Raw genomic sequence first — 14,572 nt, forward strand, 5'->3', positions numbered from 1 at the left:
TCGTCGCAATGACCCAGGTCACGGCTCTTATTGATGCCAACAATTTTTATGCCTCGTGCGAGCAGAGCCTGGATCCGGCCCTGATCGGCAGGCCAGTGGTGGTGCTCTCAAATAATGATGGATGCATCGTGGCCCGTAGCGCTGAAGCACGCGCTCTTGGCATCGCTATGGGCACCCCCTATTTCAAGGCGAAGCGGCATCTAGAACAGCACAATGTTGTGATTCGCAGCTCGAATTACGCGCTCTACGCCGACATGAGTCAACGGCTGATGAGTTTGCTGGAAAGCCAGGTGGAGGATCTGGAGATCTATTCCATTGATGAAGCGTTTGCCCGGCTCAGCCGCCCATCGGACGGAAATCTGCATCCATGGGCACAGCGATTGAGAACCTTGGCTCGACGCAACCTCGGTTTACCCATTGCCATTGGTCTCGGAGCCAGCAAAGGACAAGCCAAGCTCGCCAACCGCCTAGCGAAAGTAGTACCGGCCCACGCCGGATTCTTTGATCTTGGATTGTGTCGTGATCCCGATCGCTGGCTGGAAACGATTTCCATTGAGGACGTCTGGGGGATCGGCCGCAAACTCGCTCTCTGGTGCCGAATGCGGGGAGTGGTCAACGCCCGTGAGCTCCGTGATATGCCCAGTGGATATCTGCGCGCTAAAGCCGGTGTGGTGGGAGTTCGGCTCCAAAGAGAACTGCAAGGCCATGCCTGCCTGCCTCTTGATCTCGACCCCTCTCCAAAACAGGAGACCTGCGTCAGCCGCAGCTTCAGTCATCCAATTACCAGCCTGGAAGAACTCCGCGAAGCGGTAGCGACCTATGTGGTGCGAGCGGCTGAAAAACTGCGAAAGCAGCATCAACGCACAGCAGCTCTCACGATTTATACGCGCACAAGCCCATTCATTCCAGGCTTTTACAGCCGAGCTGCCAGCACCAGCCTTGATCTACCCAGCAACGACACGGGTGTGTTGTTGGAAGCTGCGTTACCCCTGGTGGAACGCATTTTTCAACCGCACCGCGCGCTAGCGAAGGCAGGAGTGCTGATGCAACACCTACAGGGAGTCGATCAACTTCAACAACATCTATGGGTGCCCTGTACGGAGGAAGATCAGCAGAGACGGGAGCGATTGATGGCAACGGTCGATCGTCTCAATCACCGCTATGGGCGAGGCACGGTGCAATGGGCCGCCTGCGGTCTGGATCCCAGCTGGGCCATGCGACGCGAACGGCTGGGTCGGGCCGCCACAACTCGATTGAGTGACGTGCCTGTGGTGAAGGCATAAGAGATGAAAGCCTCAAAAAAGATCCAAAAGAGCGCCGTGCTTCATAGACACCACAAACAAAGATCAAAGACGATGGAATTGTTCAATGACCAGTCACCATGTCAGTCACGATCTGATTCAATTTCTTCTCTGGCATGTTCGTAAACATCCAATCGCGAACCCAGCCTTTGAGATCACCACAAGTTGATAAATCAAGGCCACGTCGAGAGTCCTTAATCACTGAATCTGCTGCTGGCTTACGTACCGCTTGGAAGTCTTGAAATATGGCAGGAACTGACCGACCAGAAGCAATCAAATCTGCAAGCAATGAAGCATCAGCAATCGCTGAACAGGCACCCATTCCGGCATACGGACTAGTGGCATGGGCAGCATCACCAATCATCAAAACCCGATCACGATACCAAGGTGACAAAGCCAAAAGATCTCCGGCCTGAGTAGGCACCATTTGATCTTCATCAGTGCATTCCAAACAAGACTTGATGATCTCAGGAAGCGGCTTCATGCGATTGAGAATCTGATCTTTTTTGGATTCAACTGCACTAGGAACATAGTTTTTAAAAGCAACATACCAGCGTGTTTCACCATGCCCAAGATCAGCAACACCTGCTTTCACCCCTGGCTGCCAAAACTCCATTTGAGTGTTCAATGGCAACAATGGAGGTCGCTGATTGATCACTGAGATCCAACCACCAGCACCAAGCATTCTGAGATGAACTCCTGGATGAATAAACTTCCTAACAACACTATTAGAGCCATCACAGGCAATCAAAATATCACCTTGATCCGAACCACCATCAGCAAAAGTTGCTATCGCTTGGCCATCAACACTAGAGACGGAAGTACATTCACTCCCAAGAATTAAATCATCACCAACCATCCTAGATAGCAATTCGGAAAGACGATATCGATTAACTTCATAACTATTTGCTCCATGCAATCGCGAAACCGAACCGATTGGCATCTTACAAACAAATCTTCCCTTTCGACCATGGATTCGAAACGCTTCGAGGGGTGCGCCTACCTCATCGACAGGAACTCCTAAATCCTGCAAGATTTTGATCGCGTAACTCCAAATCAGAAATCCTGTTTTCTGATTTTGGTAATGATTATATTTTTCATGAACGGCGACAGGAATCCCAACTTTCTTAAGGGCTAAGGCAAGCGTTAATCCAGCTATCCCTCCACCTATCACCAACACCTTTTTCATCAGTCAATCCCAAGCAATGAACCCAGAAGACGAAAGCGAGCCGATCTGAGTGGTTAAGATAATTTTATAGCCAAGAACAGGAAATATCAACATCAGAAAAGACAACTTAATACTGCTATCAGCACCCTCGGCCACCGTGATTATGCATGCTAATTTCCTAAGCGCTAAAGAAAACAGATTATAGCAACAAGAAATTGACACCGTCACTTTTTACGCCTTAAATACAAGCACGCAAATAGGCTCAAAATGCCAGGATCAATCCTCAAGGCAATTTTTCCAGTCATTGCATACTTATGCATTGGCTACATCGCGAAACGAACCAAGAAATTCGACCCCAGCAATAGCGGAATCTTAATTGGCTATGTCCTAAACATATCAATCCCCTGCATGATTGTCCTTGACATGACAAGGCAGGACATGTTCAAAAACCTTTCAAAGTATGCTGAATTCTTCGGCGGATACCTATTAGTATCCGCGATTGTATTCGCTATAGCCTATTCATACGCAAGGATCGTTAAGCGTCAGAATCTATTAATTGGATCTTACTTTTCCGCTGCCGCTTCCTATTCAAATACCTGCATGATTGCACTGCCAATCCTGGCCATCATGCTTCCAGTGGGAGGTGCAACGTATGGCGTGATCGGAGTGATTGTTTTAATCATTGGACTACAAACAACATCTATCATCTATGAATACACCTCAGAAGACAATTCAAAACTAGATGTGCGAAAAATACTCGTTTCAATCGGCAAAGCAATGAAAGCAAATTACTTCATTGCTATGGTGTTGGGCTTAATTCTTTCTTTCCTAGGCTTCCAATTCCCAAGCATCTTAAGCACGAGCTTAAACGCAGTTGGTATCACAACAGCACCAGTCGCACTCTTTGCCATTGGAGCTCAGTTGAATTTCACGCTTTTCAAAAACCACATTCGCATCGTAAGTGAATGTACCTTTTTTAAATTATTCCTGATGCCGGTACTTGCTTGGATAATTTGTGACCTGGTCAAGTTGCCACCGGCACCTTCGGTTGCCGTGATTCTATGCAGCGCAGTACCTACAGCAAAATGCCAATATGCCGTAGCCCGATCACACGATGTTTATGTTGAAGAAACTGAATCAATTGTAGCGGGAACAACGATTCTTTCCATGGTGACAATGGCAGTCGTTATTGCCATGCTTGCCAGGGAATACCCAACATTAGTGACTTAAGTGTACGCTAAAGAATAGACACTAATTCACAAAGAATCTTGCAACAACTGCACTTCCAATTCACGTCGACTGAGCAATAAAACCATGCGATATCCGTGGCTATTAAGGCCTGTCTGTTCTCGCACAAGATCTGTATGAGCGAGAGCCAGGCCGCAGGTTTCAACAAACAGAACGGGAAGGCTGCGGGCATTCCCACTCATGCCTTGAAGATCAAGAGCCTGACGCACTGCTTGCTGTGCTTTCTCAGATCCCAATCGTTCCACAAAAGCAGGCCAGAGGTGGTTCACTGGCGTGTAGGTCGAAAAGTCAATCGTGGAATCAGCCATCAAACGGGCAACTGCTCAATCGCGACTGCAATCATCTGAGGAGTCACCGTAATCACTTCAAGAGCATCCTGATTATCAAGATAGGAATCGAAGGAGGCGAAACGCTCGATACGAGGGTTAGCACCCTCAACAGCACACGCCTCGATCCAATCATTATTTTGAGGCTTCACAACCACGAAGGCCTGAAGGGCTTCATCGAGATCGCCACCATCACCGATTCCTTCTCCATGCCAGATCGCTTCAAAAAATTCAGACATCGCTGAGAAGAACTGTTCACCCATTATCAGTGATGCAAGATCTCCAGGACTATTGCAAGCCTTTCTCGAAGGCCATTGAGATGTGATGGCGTCGTTGGCTGCTTGCCACACCGAACACTGTTGGCACGTCTCAGTGAAGCCAAGTGATCTTGAGGTTGATCCACACTTGAAAGAGCCGGGATGGTTTTCCATCACCATCGCAAGCCATCCGTGTGGAGCAGTGGCGGTTCTAACTGTTAGCCATCACGATGACGTTGTGACGAATGTAGCCATAGCAAAAGATTCGATCTGATCCTGAAAGCCGACAGCTTCGTTGATTTGCTTGATAGAAAAGCAAAAAACTATTCCTACTCTGAACAACAATCAGAATCGCTCAACGTGAAGATTGGCAAAAAAAAGCCCTGCTGACAGCAGGGCTCAAAAAACCAAAATTGAGCGATGGACCGAGAAAAGATTCAGGCTCAACTTCTATCGCTTAGATCAGCGATATATTGGTAGTCCTATCAGTGGGATTTCTTATAAACGGCTACCGCTCTTGCAATGCAGTTTTCATCTGATTGAGTAGCTTGACTATTACCAGCAACAGAGGCATTGCACGCCTCTTGAATTGCACTCATGACAGAGTCAGGTACCTCTGGAGCAGCTGAGACAGCCATAGGTGCTGCAAGAGCAACAATGAGAGTGGCGAGCGCAGTTTTCATTGGTATTGAAGAACACCCTTTATGTCTAGCTCTAAAAAAACACTGCGGCATCATTTATGAGGTCAAACGGAGGGGTTCTCCGTCTCTGTCCATCATCTTGAACACCTCGTTGGATCAAATGACACATCCACGCGACGATCTGCATCCGCTGATTCAAGGGTGAGGAACACTGGTGTTGTGAAATCAAGATATACAGGTGCTGGGCTAGCGCCAATCCATCAAGCCGCAGGAGGAATGAATTCAGGGGGGTTAGCAACAGCAACCTCATAACCAGCACAGCGTTGTTGATCAAGATGCTGAATATGCTTCCTCTCGGAGTAATAAAGCTCTTGCAATCGAAGTGCATCCGCATTCAGCTGTTCAAACATTTCCTGAATACGACCTTCCATATCCTCTCCCCCTGCCGATTCTGTCTGCTCTTGCTCTTTAGCAATCAGCGAAGCAATGCACCGTTCCAGAGTTTCAAGCCGTTGACTACCCCAAGCCTCTAGCAAGTGACGGCAACGTTTATGACTCTTCTGTCGCTCCAAAATAGCCGCGGTGCCCCGTAAAACATCCATGGGACGCGCCAACGCCAAACGCTGCAGCTCCGCGGGTTCTAAAAGCGGCGTCAACCTGGCCACTAAGGCGCTGTTTTCCAGCAGCAGCTGATCGGTAAGCAAACGAGGTAGATCCAGATCGGCCAACTCATGACCAGGATCTTTGCCCCGACTGATCGCCTCTAGCCGACCGGAGCCGATATTGCCCTCTTCAAGGTCGGTAATTGCAGACCACAACAGACGGTGGTGCTGAAGAGCGAAGTCTTCCAACTCACGTTGGCGTAATTCGCACCGCACCTGGGAGCGGTGAATCGGACAGTGCAGGTAAATGCGCAGGATCTCGGCTTCACAACGCTCTCGTTGGCTGACTTCACCAGCCTTTTCATGCCGGGCTGAGCGTCCATGCCAGCGTTGACCTTGCACCTGTTGGCGCAAATCCTGCTCCAACTGCAACGCCAAACGGCCTTGGCCACCGCTTAAGCGCTCCGCAACTTGCTGGAGGTAGTGGGTGCGAATTGCTGATTGAGGAAGCTTGCCTAACAGCTCCACCAAACCGCTAACAGCTTGTTGGAACTGATCAGCCTTGGTCAGATCACGGCCTTCCAGCACCTGTTCGATCTGCCAATCGAGCCAAAGCGGTGCCTGATCAAGCAGGGCGCGATAGTCACCAGCTCCATGATCCTTTAAATACTCATCTGGATCTTTCCCAGAAGGTGTATGGAGAACTCGCAACTCCAACTGTCCTTGAAGCGCAAGCTGCTCCACCTCACCGATCGCGCGGTTCGCAGCTCGGATCCCTGCACGATCGGCATCAAAATTAAGAACGATGCGTTTGCCGTCACTGCACCGGCACAGTTGGGTGATCTGTTGACCGCTAAGGGCCGTACCAAGTGACGCCACAGCATTGGTGACTCCCGCCGCATGCAAGGCGATGACGTCGAAATAGCCCTCCACCACCACAGCGCGATCGTCCTTACGGATCGCATTGGCCGCCTGATCGAGACCAAAGAGGTGCTTGCCTTTTTCAAAGACCTCTGTTTCAGGTGAGTTCAGGTACTTGGGATCGCTGCCATCGAGACTTCGACCGCCAAAGCCAATGACCCGTCCCTGGCGATCACGAATCGGAACGATGACACGGCCACGGAAGCGGTCATAAAACCCGTTGCCTCCTTTCCTTGGGACGACCAAGCCTGCTGACTCAAGCAGCTCTGGCGATAAACCCTCAACGTGTTGAAGATGCTTGAGCAAACCGTCCCACTGATCGGGGGCATAGCCGAGCTCGAAGGTCTCCATCGTGGCTTCGCTCAAGCCACGCTGATCGCGCAGGTAAGCCAGGGCCTCTTTGCCCGACGCACTCTTCAGCTGACTGCGAAACCAACCGGAGGCGAGGGCCAACGCACGATGCAGGTGATCACGCCGCGAGAGTTGTTGACGGAGACGCTCCTGTTGAGGACCGTCAACCGTTTCCACCGGCAGTTGATACCGTCGCGCCAAATCCAGAACAACGTCGCTGAAGCTCTGCCGTTGGAATTCCATCAAAAACTTGATGGAATTGCCACCCGCGCCGCAGGAAAAGCAGTAATAAAACTGCTTTTGCGGCGACACCGTCATCGACGGCTTGCTGTCGTCATGAAACGGGCAAACGCCAACGAATTCCCGTCCCTTTTTTTTGAGCACCACGTGCTCACCCACCACATCAACGATGTCGGCGCGCTCCTTAACGGCGTCGATGGTGCGGGGATGTAGACGGGGCATCGCCATGTCTCCATTCTGCGAGCCCCGATGCCGTTTTGGCTGTTCAACACGATGCGCAGTGACTGTTCAACGCAATGCGCCATGGTTGGCAGGTGTCGTCGGAACAACCATGCAGGGGCTGTTAGGTGCGATACGAGGCAGCCAGTCCGCTAAGGAGTGGCGAGCCTGCGGTGCCCTGATCGCCTGTGCATTGGCGTTCAGTTTGATGACTGTTTGCGTGAAACACCTGGGAGGACGCCTGCCAGTGGCAGAAGTCGTTCTGGTGCGCTCCTTGATCAGCATTGCCATCACCCTGGCAATGTTGCGTCGTCTCAAGGTCTCGCCCTGGGGCGAGCAACGTGGGTTGTTGTTGATCCGTGGAGGATTAGGGACTGCAGCCTTGTTGTGTTTCTTTGAGGCCCTCGCTCGGCTTCCACTCGCGGCAGCAACCCTGCTGCAATACACCTACCCAACGCTGACAGCACTGGCGGCATGGCTACTTTTAGGCGAACCCATCCGACGCCGAATCGGCATCGCTGTGCTGTTAGGCCTACTGGGGGTGACGTTGGTGGTTCAGCCCGAATGGGTGGGCGGCACGATGGGAAGCCTGCCTGCCATGGCAGCTTTGATCGGCCTAGGCGGTGCGTTGCTGACGGCACTGGCCTACGTGAGTGTGCGTCAACTTTCGGTTCAAGAGCACCCACTCGTGATCGTCTTTTATTTCCCCTTGGTATCGGTTCCAGCAACCCTGCCGTTGCTCTGGGGGCAGGCCACGCTGTGGCCCAATCCAACCGAGTGGGTCTGGCTGATCGGAGTTGGGTTGTTCACGCAGATCGGACAGATCTGGTTAACCGAAGGCCTATCCGCCCTGCCCGCAGCGCGTGCCACCTCGATCAATTACGTCCAAGTGGTGTTTGCGGCACTTTGGGGCGTGCTGTTTTTTGCCGAACCGATTACCGGTGCTGTGGTGCTTGGAGCCTTATGCGTATTAGGGGCCACGCTGATCAGCCTGAGTGCCAGGACTGCTCGCAAGGCTGAAAGCTGAAACCTATCGACTGACACATCAAAGCGAATCGATCGGCAAAGGATGGGTGATCCAATCTTGTGAGGTTCCATCGCTGGAACCAACCGGTCGGGCTAAACGCCAACTTTGCCCACGTTCACCCCGCTCTAAGAACAGCTCAAAAGGACTATCTACACGCACTGAATCAGCGGGAAGGCGCCAATCGAAGCGTCCGGTGAGATGAATTCCACGTTGCTCACCAAGACGGATGGACTCCTGCTCTTCTATGCGAACACGACTCACTTCTGGCACACCCACAGGATCTAATTCAAGGGACTGGGCAATCGCTGTTTGAGTCAATTGAATTTGCAGCCCCAGCGCTTTCAGCAACACACCGCGTGGAGGTTGATCGGCTGGTCCGCAACCGGTTAATCCAAGGTTAAGAAGCAACAGCACGCAAACAACCAGCACACGTTGAACGCTGCGCTTTAGCGATCTCATCCAAACGTTCAGGCTTGGCGGGGCAGGCGGCATGAGCAGCCAATCAATGCTGACAACGATAGTTGCCAATTGAATGAATTTTGACAGCAATCCAGCAGTCAAGGAGCAAAAAATTTGCCCGAAGCGGAGGGCTGCTGAATGACGGATGCGGTATGACCTGATTACTTTTTCTTGGCAATCCGTACCAACTGAGGATTGAGAGGACAGGCCAAGGCATGAAACGGTTTGTGATGGCCTTCAAAAATCAAGCTCCCCATCGGTTGAGCATGAGCGGTATGGATTTCCATGAGTGAATGTTCCAATGCATTTGTTCTAGGAAGGCGATGAGCCAGATGCGATAGGTAGAACCGCCCATCCGTGGTGGTTATCACCCACACCCTTGTGGCGAAAGGCCGCACTGTTCGGAAAGCGGTTATGACTGCGACATCACAATGGAGTAGGCGATCGAATGAGCAAAATCGACTCATTCAATCCTTCGTTGATCGAAGGTGGTCCCGAACTCCAACATGAACGAAGCGAATCAGACGCTTGGAATCACTCAAAGATCAAGGATTAGCTGTTGACGCAGTGAACCGATAAGACGCTCGAGAGTTGCAGATTTGATCGGTTTTCATCATGAAACGATCCAATCAAGCGTCTCTAAAGCCGTGGATTCCATCTCACTGAATGATGGAAGAAGATCGCTACTGGCTGACGACCTCTGCTGATGAGGCACGCCATTCCAAGTTTCAGTGGTTTTTGCTGTGAAGGCAATGCGCCTTTACACCGATGGCAAGTGTGCTCCGCTGACGCAAACTATGGACATCGAGATCGGAGGCGCTTTGACAGACGACACTCCACCTGAGTTATCAGCAGAAGCAAGCTGACTTCAGGTCCCTGCTCCAACAGTCTCAACAAGACGTGGGTTGTTCCTTTGGTAGGCAATGCCTTGCGCGCCACGCCAATCGATACTCCATCTGCACCGTCCTAGGTGCCCTACGGAGAACACGACCCCACACCTAGAGCCCCGGCCCCAGGTGATCCTGCAGACAGTCGCTTCGCGCCAATCTTTCAGTTCACTGTTTTCGATACGAGGTTCAGTCTTCCGCGATACAGATTCACTGATTAATGGTTTGCGATATGAATAAACGAGCGAGCTAGGCCGTCTTTTCCATCTGGGAGAGGCGGCCTCTCCTTATGGAAGAAGAATGCTGATTCATTGCTGCATCAAGCCTTGTTGTCAGCATTTCAGCCACCCCGTCCTCTATCAAGCACTCAGGGTTATTGGCAATCGAAACGCCAAACTCCTCGACAAACGCGACAACCGTGGACCCAGCGAGGCTTAGGCGTATCAACTTTGGTGGTGAAGCCACCGCTTGGTTCACACGCATCAGCACCTGAATCCCTTCCGCAGTTGTTCACCACCATCAAGGCAATCCGACCGCAGACATTCGGTTTGTAGTTGTCATGCATCGATCTCTGATCGCGATTGGATGCTGCTTCATTCGAGCTGTTGCGCTGCTGCGTATGAGCTCGCATATACATCTTGGTGACCATGCCGATTGCCTCCCTTCAGTTCAACGATGACAAGCAGAATCTCTTCGAAAACTTCCCATCACTGAAGTTTGAACGGCTCAGCAATGGGTGTGTATCGCTACAAACAAAAGCAGGGAGATCCAAGATGCTTTGCCCAGCGGCGTCGAGCTGCTGACACAAGGGAGAACGCGAGCGGCCTGAGAAACCGCTCGTTTTTTTGGTCCGTGATCAACAACTACGACTGGTTGACTGAATCCAGCCAATGAAGTGATCTTCACCTTCCGGGCATCTCAGAATCGTCGGACAAAAGAAAACCCCGCCAAAGGCAGGGTTTCTCGGCTTCTCGTAGGGCGTGTTGCCTTGTTTCCACTCCGTGAAGAAGCCCTCCTCACACGACCATTCTGCGTCTGGACTGGCACTGTGCCAGTAATCACCAACACTAAAGCGATTGTCACACCGTTTCCAAGTGAACTGGTCCAGCCAACTCCCGACAACACATTGACTGTTCAACCCAGCTGCAAATGGATGGGTTGTCGGCCTGGATGTCATGGATAGGGTCGGACTGCTGACTGAAAGAGCTGAGCGAAGGAGTGGAAGAGGTTGCAATCACGAGGACTCAGCTTTATTCACGCAACTCACTCATTCGTCACAGCTATTGAGAACTTTTCTCACCTGCCGTGACGGCGTTTGGCAAAGAATGGTCGAGTGACTCTTTGGACGGGGTCGACAGTCCCACAATCAATCAACTTCTTGCGATTTAGAAGCCCGCAAGAAGTTGAGGGACATTGCCTTGCTCTCAAATGCTTTCCAGGGCTTTGAGCGTGACGCTCCTGAAGTCAGGGCATGAGGCGAAGGCTCTATCCATTCCACATAGACAGGAACATTGGAAGAACGATCGGACTCCATCATCCCTGAGACAAGGCCAAGAATGAACCAGCCTTCACCGTCACAAAGGGACTATTGACATTTTTCAAAGGCAGATCCGAATTTTCTTTCAACAACAACTCCATCAACACGGACAACTGATGTTTCATAAAGATCGCAGGTTTTCTTTTTGAAATCAGACATTTCGTCAGGATCGAAAACAACAGCATTTGCATATCCTCTTTTTTTCATTGTCTTCTTCACGCAATCCTTATCCCAGAGCTGAGCTTTTTTCTCCCAGCGGCCTGCATTCCCAAGACGAGAATAAACCTCAGTGCCCTCAATAACACAATTATCCTTCACATCAGCCCATTGCTTAAACGTCATAATAGTGAGTCCATCTGGATTATTGGAATTCGTTTCTGCCTTGGCCTGAGGCAACGAAGACATTGCGATCGTTGCAGCCCCTAGTCCAGCCATTGCAACGAAGACTTTAAGACGATTCATCGTTTCACTTTTTTAACCACATTTCAATCATAAGAGAAGCAAGCCTCTAGTCACTACTAGACGATGGAAGACTCGATGAACAAAGCAGCTTTAGGCTCGTCTCCATGCCAAGCGTTGAAAACGGGCTGAAAGCGATCCAAAGCACCTAATGGTCGCTACTGCCCTTTGCCCCGTTGGCTTACCAGCTCATGACCTGAAAACCGCAGGTCCTCTAAACGATTCAACCAAGATTCCTAACCTAAGTGAGCAGAGCGAAGCAAGTCACTATTACTCAAAGGCTTATTGGACCAAAAGCAGTACTCGTAATACCAATATTCTGAAATAAATTCATCCAATGGATTCATCGATATTAAAAGCGTCGAAGTAGTCCAGGCTTTTTATTCTTTTCAATAACGATCTCTTCGATCATCCTAATAGGGCTAAAATGAACATTAACATCAATTTTTTTCACAATATCATGCGTCTCCCAAAGCCCAACTTGGACTTCTGACCTGGAATAGGTGACTTGCCAGCAGTAATCGATTGGGATGACAAGAATTTGGGTCCAAAACGAATTCGTACTTTTACCAGGAAAGAGACGGTATCTTTCGGATCCATCTGTTTCCTTCTCTTTAGTGAAGCCAAGCTGATGTAGCCGATTCGACCAAGTTGTCATCTCAGCCAATTTGCTCGTGCCATATGATCATTTAAAACAAAATCCAACTAATAAATGTTTTAGATCAAACATTGGCGGAGTACGAATGATTCACCTCCAAAAACAATCAGCGCCGAGAGAGAGAAGTCGATCAGACGGTTTAAAGCCATCCAGCAATAGAGAACAAAATAGACCCCATCAAAAGGCTTTGAAGCAAGGGTTCGTGAACTTGCTCATGCTGGAGAGATCAACACACAAGGCATGGCCCAGAAGGCGTGCACGCAATCACCCCATCTCCGGGGCCCAGCCCACTGTGCTTTGCCACGTTGGAGCCCATAGCTTGCAGGTTTTAGTGAGGTGTTGGCCCTGTTGCAGTTGTTTCAGGCGAATGTTGCACCCCACCAACGTGCGGCAATGCTGGTCTACGCCATGGCGAAAGTGCTGGCATGCCACACACACGCTTGAACAACGGCAGTTGCTCAACTCGCTTTCATCCACATAGGCCCACTCCTCCACAGTCCCTCACAAGCAATACACCTGTACTAGCTCGAGCGCGTGCCTTTAGTCAACTGGCTTTGGACAGGCTCAAGAAACGTGTGTTGTCCCGCTGGAGTCAGCAGCACTGTCCTTTCCATCGAAACAACTTGATGAAGCTGCGCAAGTCCCTGGTTGTTAGTCAACAATCAGCCTGGCTCTTCGACCAAGCGTGAATCAAGACAATCCCTGGGAACAAGATGCATGACGGATGTGAAGCAGAGTGGACTAGGCCTTGGAGAAGGCAAATACCAAAAGGAAACCACTCCAAAAGCAGAGTTTCTCGGCTTCTTTTAGGACGTGTCGCCTCGTTTCCATTTCAAGAAGAAGCTCTCCTCACAAAGTTTTCTTAGTTGTTGGGAAACTTCCTGCAATACACGTCTTGTTACTTATTGGATTGCCATAAAACCAGACCATTCACTGATAAAGAAATCGTCAACTGCTGACATAGGATTAACTCCTAATGCCTACCAAAGAAGGCATCAAATACACTTTTATGCATCGAACAATGCATCTCTAGTGTCTACCCACTCCGTTGTATCACAACAGTTCGAGGCTAGTGCAAGTTGCTCCTGGCCACCGGTGGGCCTCAACGGCTTGCAAACACTTTAAGAACTTCCAAATAGACTGAAAATCAAACACAGGTTGAGTTTTTCCTTGTGTTTGAGCAGGTTTGGTTTTTGTTGACACCCCAAGAAACACCCTCTCTTCCAGTAAAAAATGACTCAAGCCTCTGAGCAAACAAGTCTCTACGTATCGATTAGTTGACTGAATGGCAGATGCTTATTAATTATGGATGTGGCCATCTCCTCACAAGATTTGGCTCCTCACACCCCCAAAGAAGGCGTATTCGCCTTCTTTTTTTGTGCCCTGACAGGGCAGCGAGGCGATCACCTATTGACCGTTCAAGCAAGGATTGACTCCCCTCGATGGCACAGGGTCGCTGCATCAGACTCCTGAAGGTTGGTTGTTGCATGTTGAGGCTTGTTCAAGATTCAGCTGTCAGTGATCGGTGGCTTGACTGGTCCAATGCCTTTCACCACAACACACCCTTAGACGCCTCAATAGGCCCATTGGAAGGATTCGCATGATCGGCTGGCTGCGAGGAGAACGAATCGAACACTGGAGTCAGGGTGGGCGTCAGGGATTAGTCATTGCTTGCGCTGGAGTGGGGTATGAGGTTCAACTTGCCTCGAGGTATTTGCAACCTCTCTCCGCAGGCGCAACTTGCACCGTCTGGATTCATCAGGTTCAAAGGGACGATGGATCGAGTTTGTTTGGCTTTCCGGATCGAAGGGAAAGGGACCTGTTTCGCGTTTTAATCAGCGTGAATGGTATTGGTCCTCAGGTGGGACTGGCATTGTTGGAGAGCTGCAGCGCTGCAGAGTTGATCGAAGCGATCATTGATGGGGACCTGCGTCGCCTCACCCAAGCGCAGGGAGTCGGAAAACGAACAGCAGAACGTCTTGCAGTCGAACTTCGCGATCGTCTGGGGGCTTGGAGTGCAGAGAAGAACAGTGATCATTCTGACCTCTCCCTTGTGGACAGGAGTGATCTCAAATCGCTGCCGATTGAACCCGACCCACTGCAAGATTTACAGCTCACCCTCAGCACACTGGGGTATGAAGATTTAGAGATCCGTCGCGCAATGCGTGCAGTTGCCACCGGGGAAGAGGTCCCGGCAGCCAATGACGGGGATGGGTGGTTACGCGCCAGTCTGCGTTGGTTGAACCGCCCTTCAGCGTAAGAGTGCCCATG

Annotated in this window: 14 protein-coding genes; 5 read left to right on the top strand and 9 right to left on the bottom strand. The window is 50.5% G+C overall.

Going from position 1 to position 14,572, the window contains the following annotated elements; all coding sequences use genetic code 11:
- Positions 1-8: 8 nt before the first annotated feature.
- Positions 9-1,283 (top strand): Y-family DNA polymerase, encoded by a 1,275-nt coding sequence (locus tag SYNC_RS07495; RefSeq protein WP_011619529.1) that lies wholly within the window; start codon positions 9-11, stop codon positions 1,281-1,283.
- 82 nt (positions 1,284-1,365) lie between these two features.
- Here SYNC_RS07495 and SYNC_RS07500 read toward each other — a convergent pair whose 3' ends face one another.
- A complete protein-coding gene (locus tag SYNC_RS07500) occupies positions 1,366-2,490 on the bottom strand; it encodes an NAD(P)/FAD-dependent oxidoreductase (protein ID WP_011619530.1) in 1,125 nt (374 codons plus the stop codon).
- A 246-nt stretch (positions 2,491-2,736) separates the two neighbouring features.
- Between SYNC_RS07500 and SYNC_RS07505 the strand changes: the two genes are divergently transcribed.
- A complete protein-coding gene (locus SYNC_RS07505) occupies positions 2,737-3,699 on the top strand; it encodes an AEC family transporter (RefSeq protein WP_011619531.1) in 963 nt (320 codons plus the stop codon).
- 26 nt (positions 3,700-3,725) lie between these two features.
- Here the strand turns inward: SYNC_RS07505 and SYNC_RS07510 are convergent, their stop codons facing one another.
- Both SYNC_RS07510 and SYNC_RS07515 read right to left on the bottom strand, forming a co-directional pair.
- Positions 3,726-4,025, bottom strand: a complete 300-nt coding sequence (locus tag SYNC_RS07510) for a hypothetical protein (RefSeq protein WP_011619532.1) — start codon at positions 4,023-4,025, stop codon at positions 3,726-3,728.
- Positions 4,025-4,282, bottom strand: a complete 258-nt coding sequence (locus SYNC_RS07515) for a hypothetical protein (RefSeq protein WP_011619533.1) — start codon at positions 4,280-4,282, stop codon at positions 4,025-4,027. The genes SYNC_RS07510 and SYNC_RS07515 overlap by 1 nt, the downstream gene beginning before the upstream one ends.
- An 85-nt stretch (positions 4,283-4,367) precedes the next feature.
- On the opposite strand from SYNC_RS07515, the gene SYNC_RS14340 reads away from it, so the two are divergent.
- On the top strand, positions 4,368-4,574 hold the full coding sequence (locus SYNC_RS14340) for a hypothetical protein (RefSeq protein WP_148201878.1): 207 nt from the start codon (positions 4,368-4,370) through the stop codon (positions 4,572-4,574).
- Between the two features lie 211 nt (positions 4,575-4,785).
- Here the strand turns inward: SYNC_RS14340 and SYNC_RS13815 are convergent, their stop codons facing one another.
- The gene (locus SYNC_RS13815; protein ID WP_071813688.1) at positions 4,786-4,983 is read right to left on the bottom strand and encodes a hypothetical protein; all 198 of its coding nucleotides are present in this window, start codon (positions 4,981-4,983) and stop codon (positions 4,786-4,788) included.
- Between the two features lie 218 nt (positions 4,984-5,201).
- Entirely contained in the window at positions 5,202-7,283 is a 2,082-nt protein-coding gene (gene dnaG / locus SYNC_RS07520; protein ID WP_041426570.1) for a DNA primase, read from the bottom strand.
- A 103-nt stretch (positions 7,284-7,386) separates the two neighbouring features.
- Between dnaG and SYNC_RS07525 the strand changes: the two genes are divergently transcribed.
- On the top strand, positions 7,387-8,301 hold the full coding sequence (locus SYNC_RS07525; RefSeq protein ID WP_041427015.1) for a DMT family transporter: 915 nt from the start codon (positions 7,387-7,389) through the stop codon (positions 8,299-8,301).
- Between the two features lie 18 nt (positions 8,302-8,319).
- Here SYNC_RS07525 and SYNC_RS07530 read toward each other — a convergent pair whose 3' ends face one another.
- The 4 genes from SYNC_RS07530 to SYNC_RS07545 all read right to left on the bottom strand — a co-directional run bounded on the left by SYNC_RS07530 (position 8,320) and on the right by SYNC_RS07545 (position 11,646).
- Positions 8,320-8,793, bottom strand: a complete 474-nt coding sequence (locus SYNC_RS07530) for a hypothetical protein (protein WP_041427016.1) — start codon at positions 8,791-8,793, stop codon at positions 8,320-8,322.
- Positions 8,794-8,921: 128 nt separating this feature from the next.
- Positions 8,922-9,047: a hypothetical protein gene (locus SYNC_RS15155; RefSeq protein WP_255321977.1), complete on the bottom strand. Its 126-nt coding sequence runs from the start codon at positions 9,045-9,047 to the stop codon at positions 8,922-8,924.
- 973 nt (positions 9,048-10,020) lie between these two features.
- Positions 10,021-10,296, bottom strand: a complete 276-nt coding sequence (locus tag SYNC_RS07535) for a hypothetical protein (protein ID WP_041426571.1) — start codon at positions 10,294-10,296, stop codon at positions 10,021-10,023.
- A 936-nt stretch (positions 10,297-11,232) separates the two neighbouring features.
- Complete coding sequence (locus SYNC_RS07545) at positions 11,233-11,646, bottom strand: hypothetical protein (RefSeq protein ID WP_041426573.1); 414 nt, start codon at positions 11,644-11,646, stop codon at positions 11,233-11,235.
- Between the two features lie 2,255 nt (positions 11,647-13,901).
- Between SYNC_RS07545 and ruvA the strand changes: the two genes are divergently transcribed.
- Complete coding sequence (gene ruvA, locus SYNC_RS07560) at positions 13,902-14,561, top strand: Holliday junction branch migration protein RuvA (RefSeq protein WP_011619548.1); 660 nt, start codon at positions 13,902-13,904, stop codon at positions 14,559-14,561.
- Positions 14,562-14,572 lie beyond the last annotated feature (11 nt).

Origin of the sequence: Synechococcus sp. CC9311, assembly GCF_000014585.1 — a bacterium.
In the GTDB taxonomy this organism is placed as follows: domain Bacteria; phylum Cyanobacteriota; class Cyanobacteriia; order PCC-6307; family Cyanobiaceae; genus Synechococcus_C.

What these genes read in the sequence shown, in the direction of transcription:
- SYNC_RS07545 (WP_041426573.1), bottom strand. Translation starts at nt 11,646, where the DNA reads ATGAATCGTCTTAAAGTCTTCGTTGCAATGGCTGGACTAGGGGCTGCA.
- SYNC_RS07505 (WP_011619531.1), top strand. Translation starts at nt 2,737, where the DNA reads ATGCCAGGATCAATCCTCAAGGCAATTTTTCCAGTCATTGCATACTTA.
- SYNC_RS07535 (WP_041426571.1), bottom strand. Translation starts at nt 10,296, where the DNA reads ATGGTCACCAAGATGTATATGCGAGCTCATACGCAGCAGCGCAACAGC.
- SYNC_RS15155 (WP_255321977.1), bottom strand. Translation starts at nt 9,047, where the DNA reads ATGGAAATCCATACCGCTCATGCTCAACCGATGGGGAGCTTGATTTTT.
- ruvA (WP_011619548.1), top strand. Translation starts at nt 13,902, where the DNA reads ATGATCGGCTGGCTGCGAGGAGAACGAATCGAACACTGGAGTCAGGGT.
- SYNC_RS07495 (WP_011619529.1), top strand. Translation starts at nt 9, where the DNA reads ATGACCCAGGTCACGGCTCTTATTGATGCCAACAATTTTTATGCCTCG.
- dnaG (WP_041426570.1), bottom strand. Translation starts at nt 7,283, where the DNA reads ATGGCGATGCCCCGTCTACATCCCCGCACCATCGACGCCGTTAAGGAG.
- SYNC_RS13815 (WP_071813688.1), bottom strand. Translation starts at nt 4,983, where the DNA reads ATGAAAACTGCGCTCGCCACTCTCATTGTTGCTCTTGCAGCACCTATG.
- SYNC_RS14340 (WP_148201878.1), top strand. Translation starts at nt 4,368, where the DNA reads ATGGCGTCGTTGGCTGCTTGCCACACCGAACACTGTTGGCACGTCTCA.
- SYNC_RS07500 (WP_011619530.1), bottom strand. Translation starts at nt 2,490, where the DNA reads ATGAAAAAGGTGTTGGTGATAGGTGGAGGGATAGCTGGATTAACGCTT.
- SYNC_RS07515 (WP_011619533.1), bottom strand. Translation starts at nt 4,282, where the DNA reads ATGTCTGAATTTTTTGAAGCGATCTGGCATGGAGAAGGAATCGGTGAT.
- SYNC_RS07510 (WP_011619532.1), bottom strand. Translation starts at nt 4,025, where the DNA reads ATGGCTGATTCCACGATTGACTTTTCGACCTACACGCCAGTGAACCAC.
- SYNC_RS07530 (WP_041427016.1), bottom strand. Translation starts at nt 8,793, where the DNA reads ATGCCGCCTGCCCCGCCAAGCCTGAACGTTTGGATGAGATCGCTAAAG.
- SYNC_RS07525 (WP_041427015.1), top strand. Translation starts at nt 7,387, where the DNA reads ATGCAGGGGCTGTTAGGTGCGATACGAGGCAGCCAGTCCGCTAAGGAG.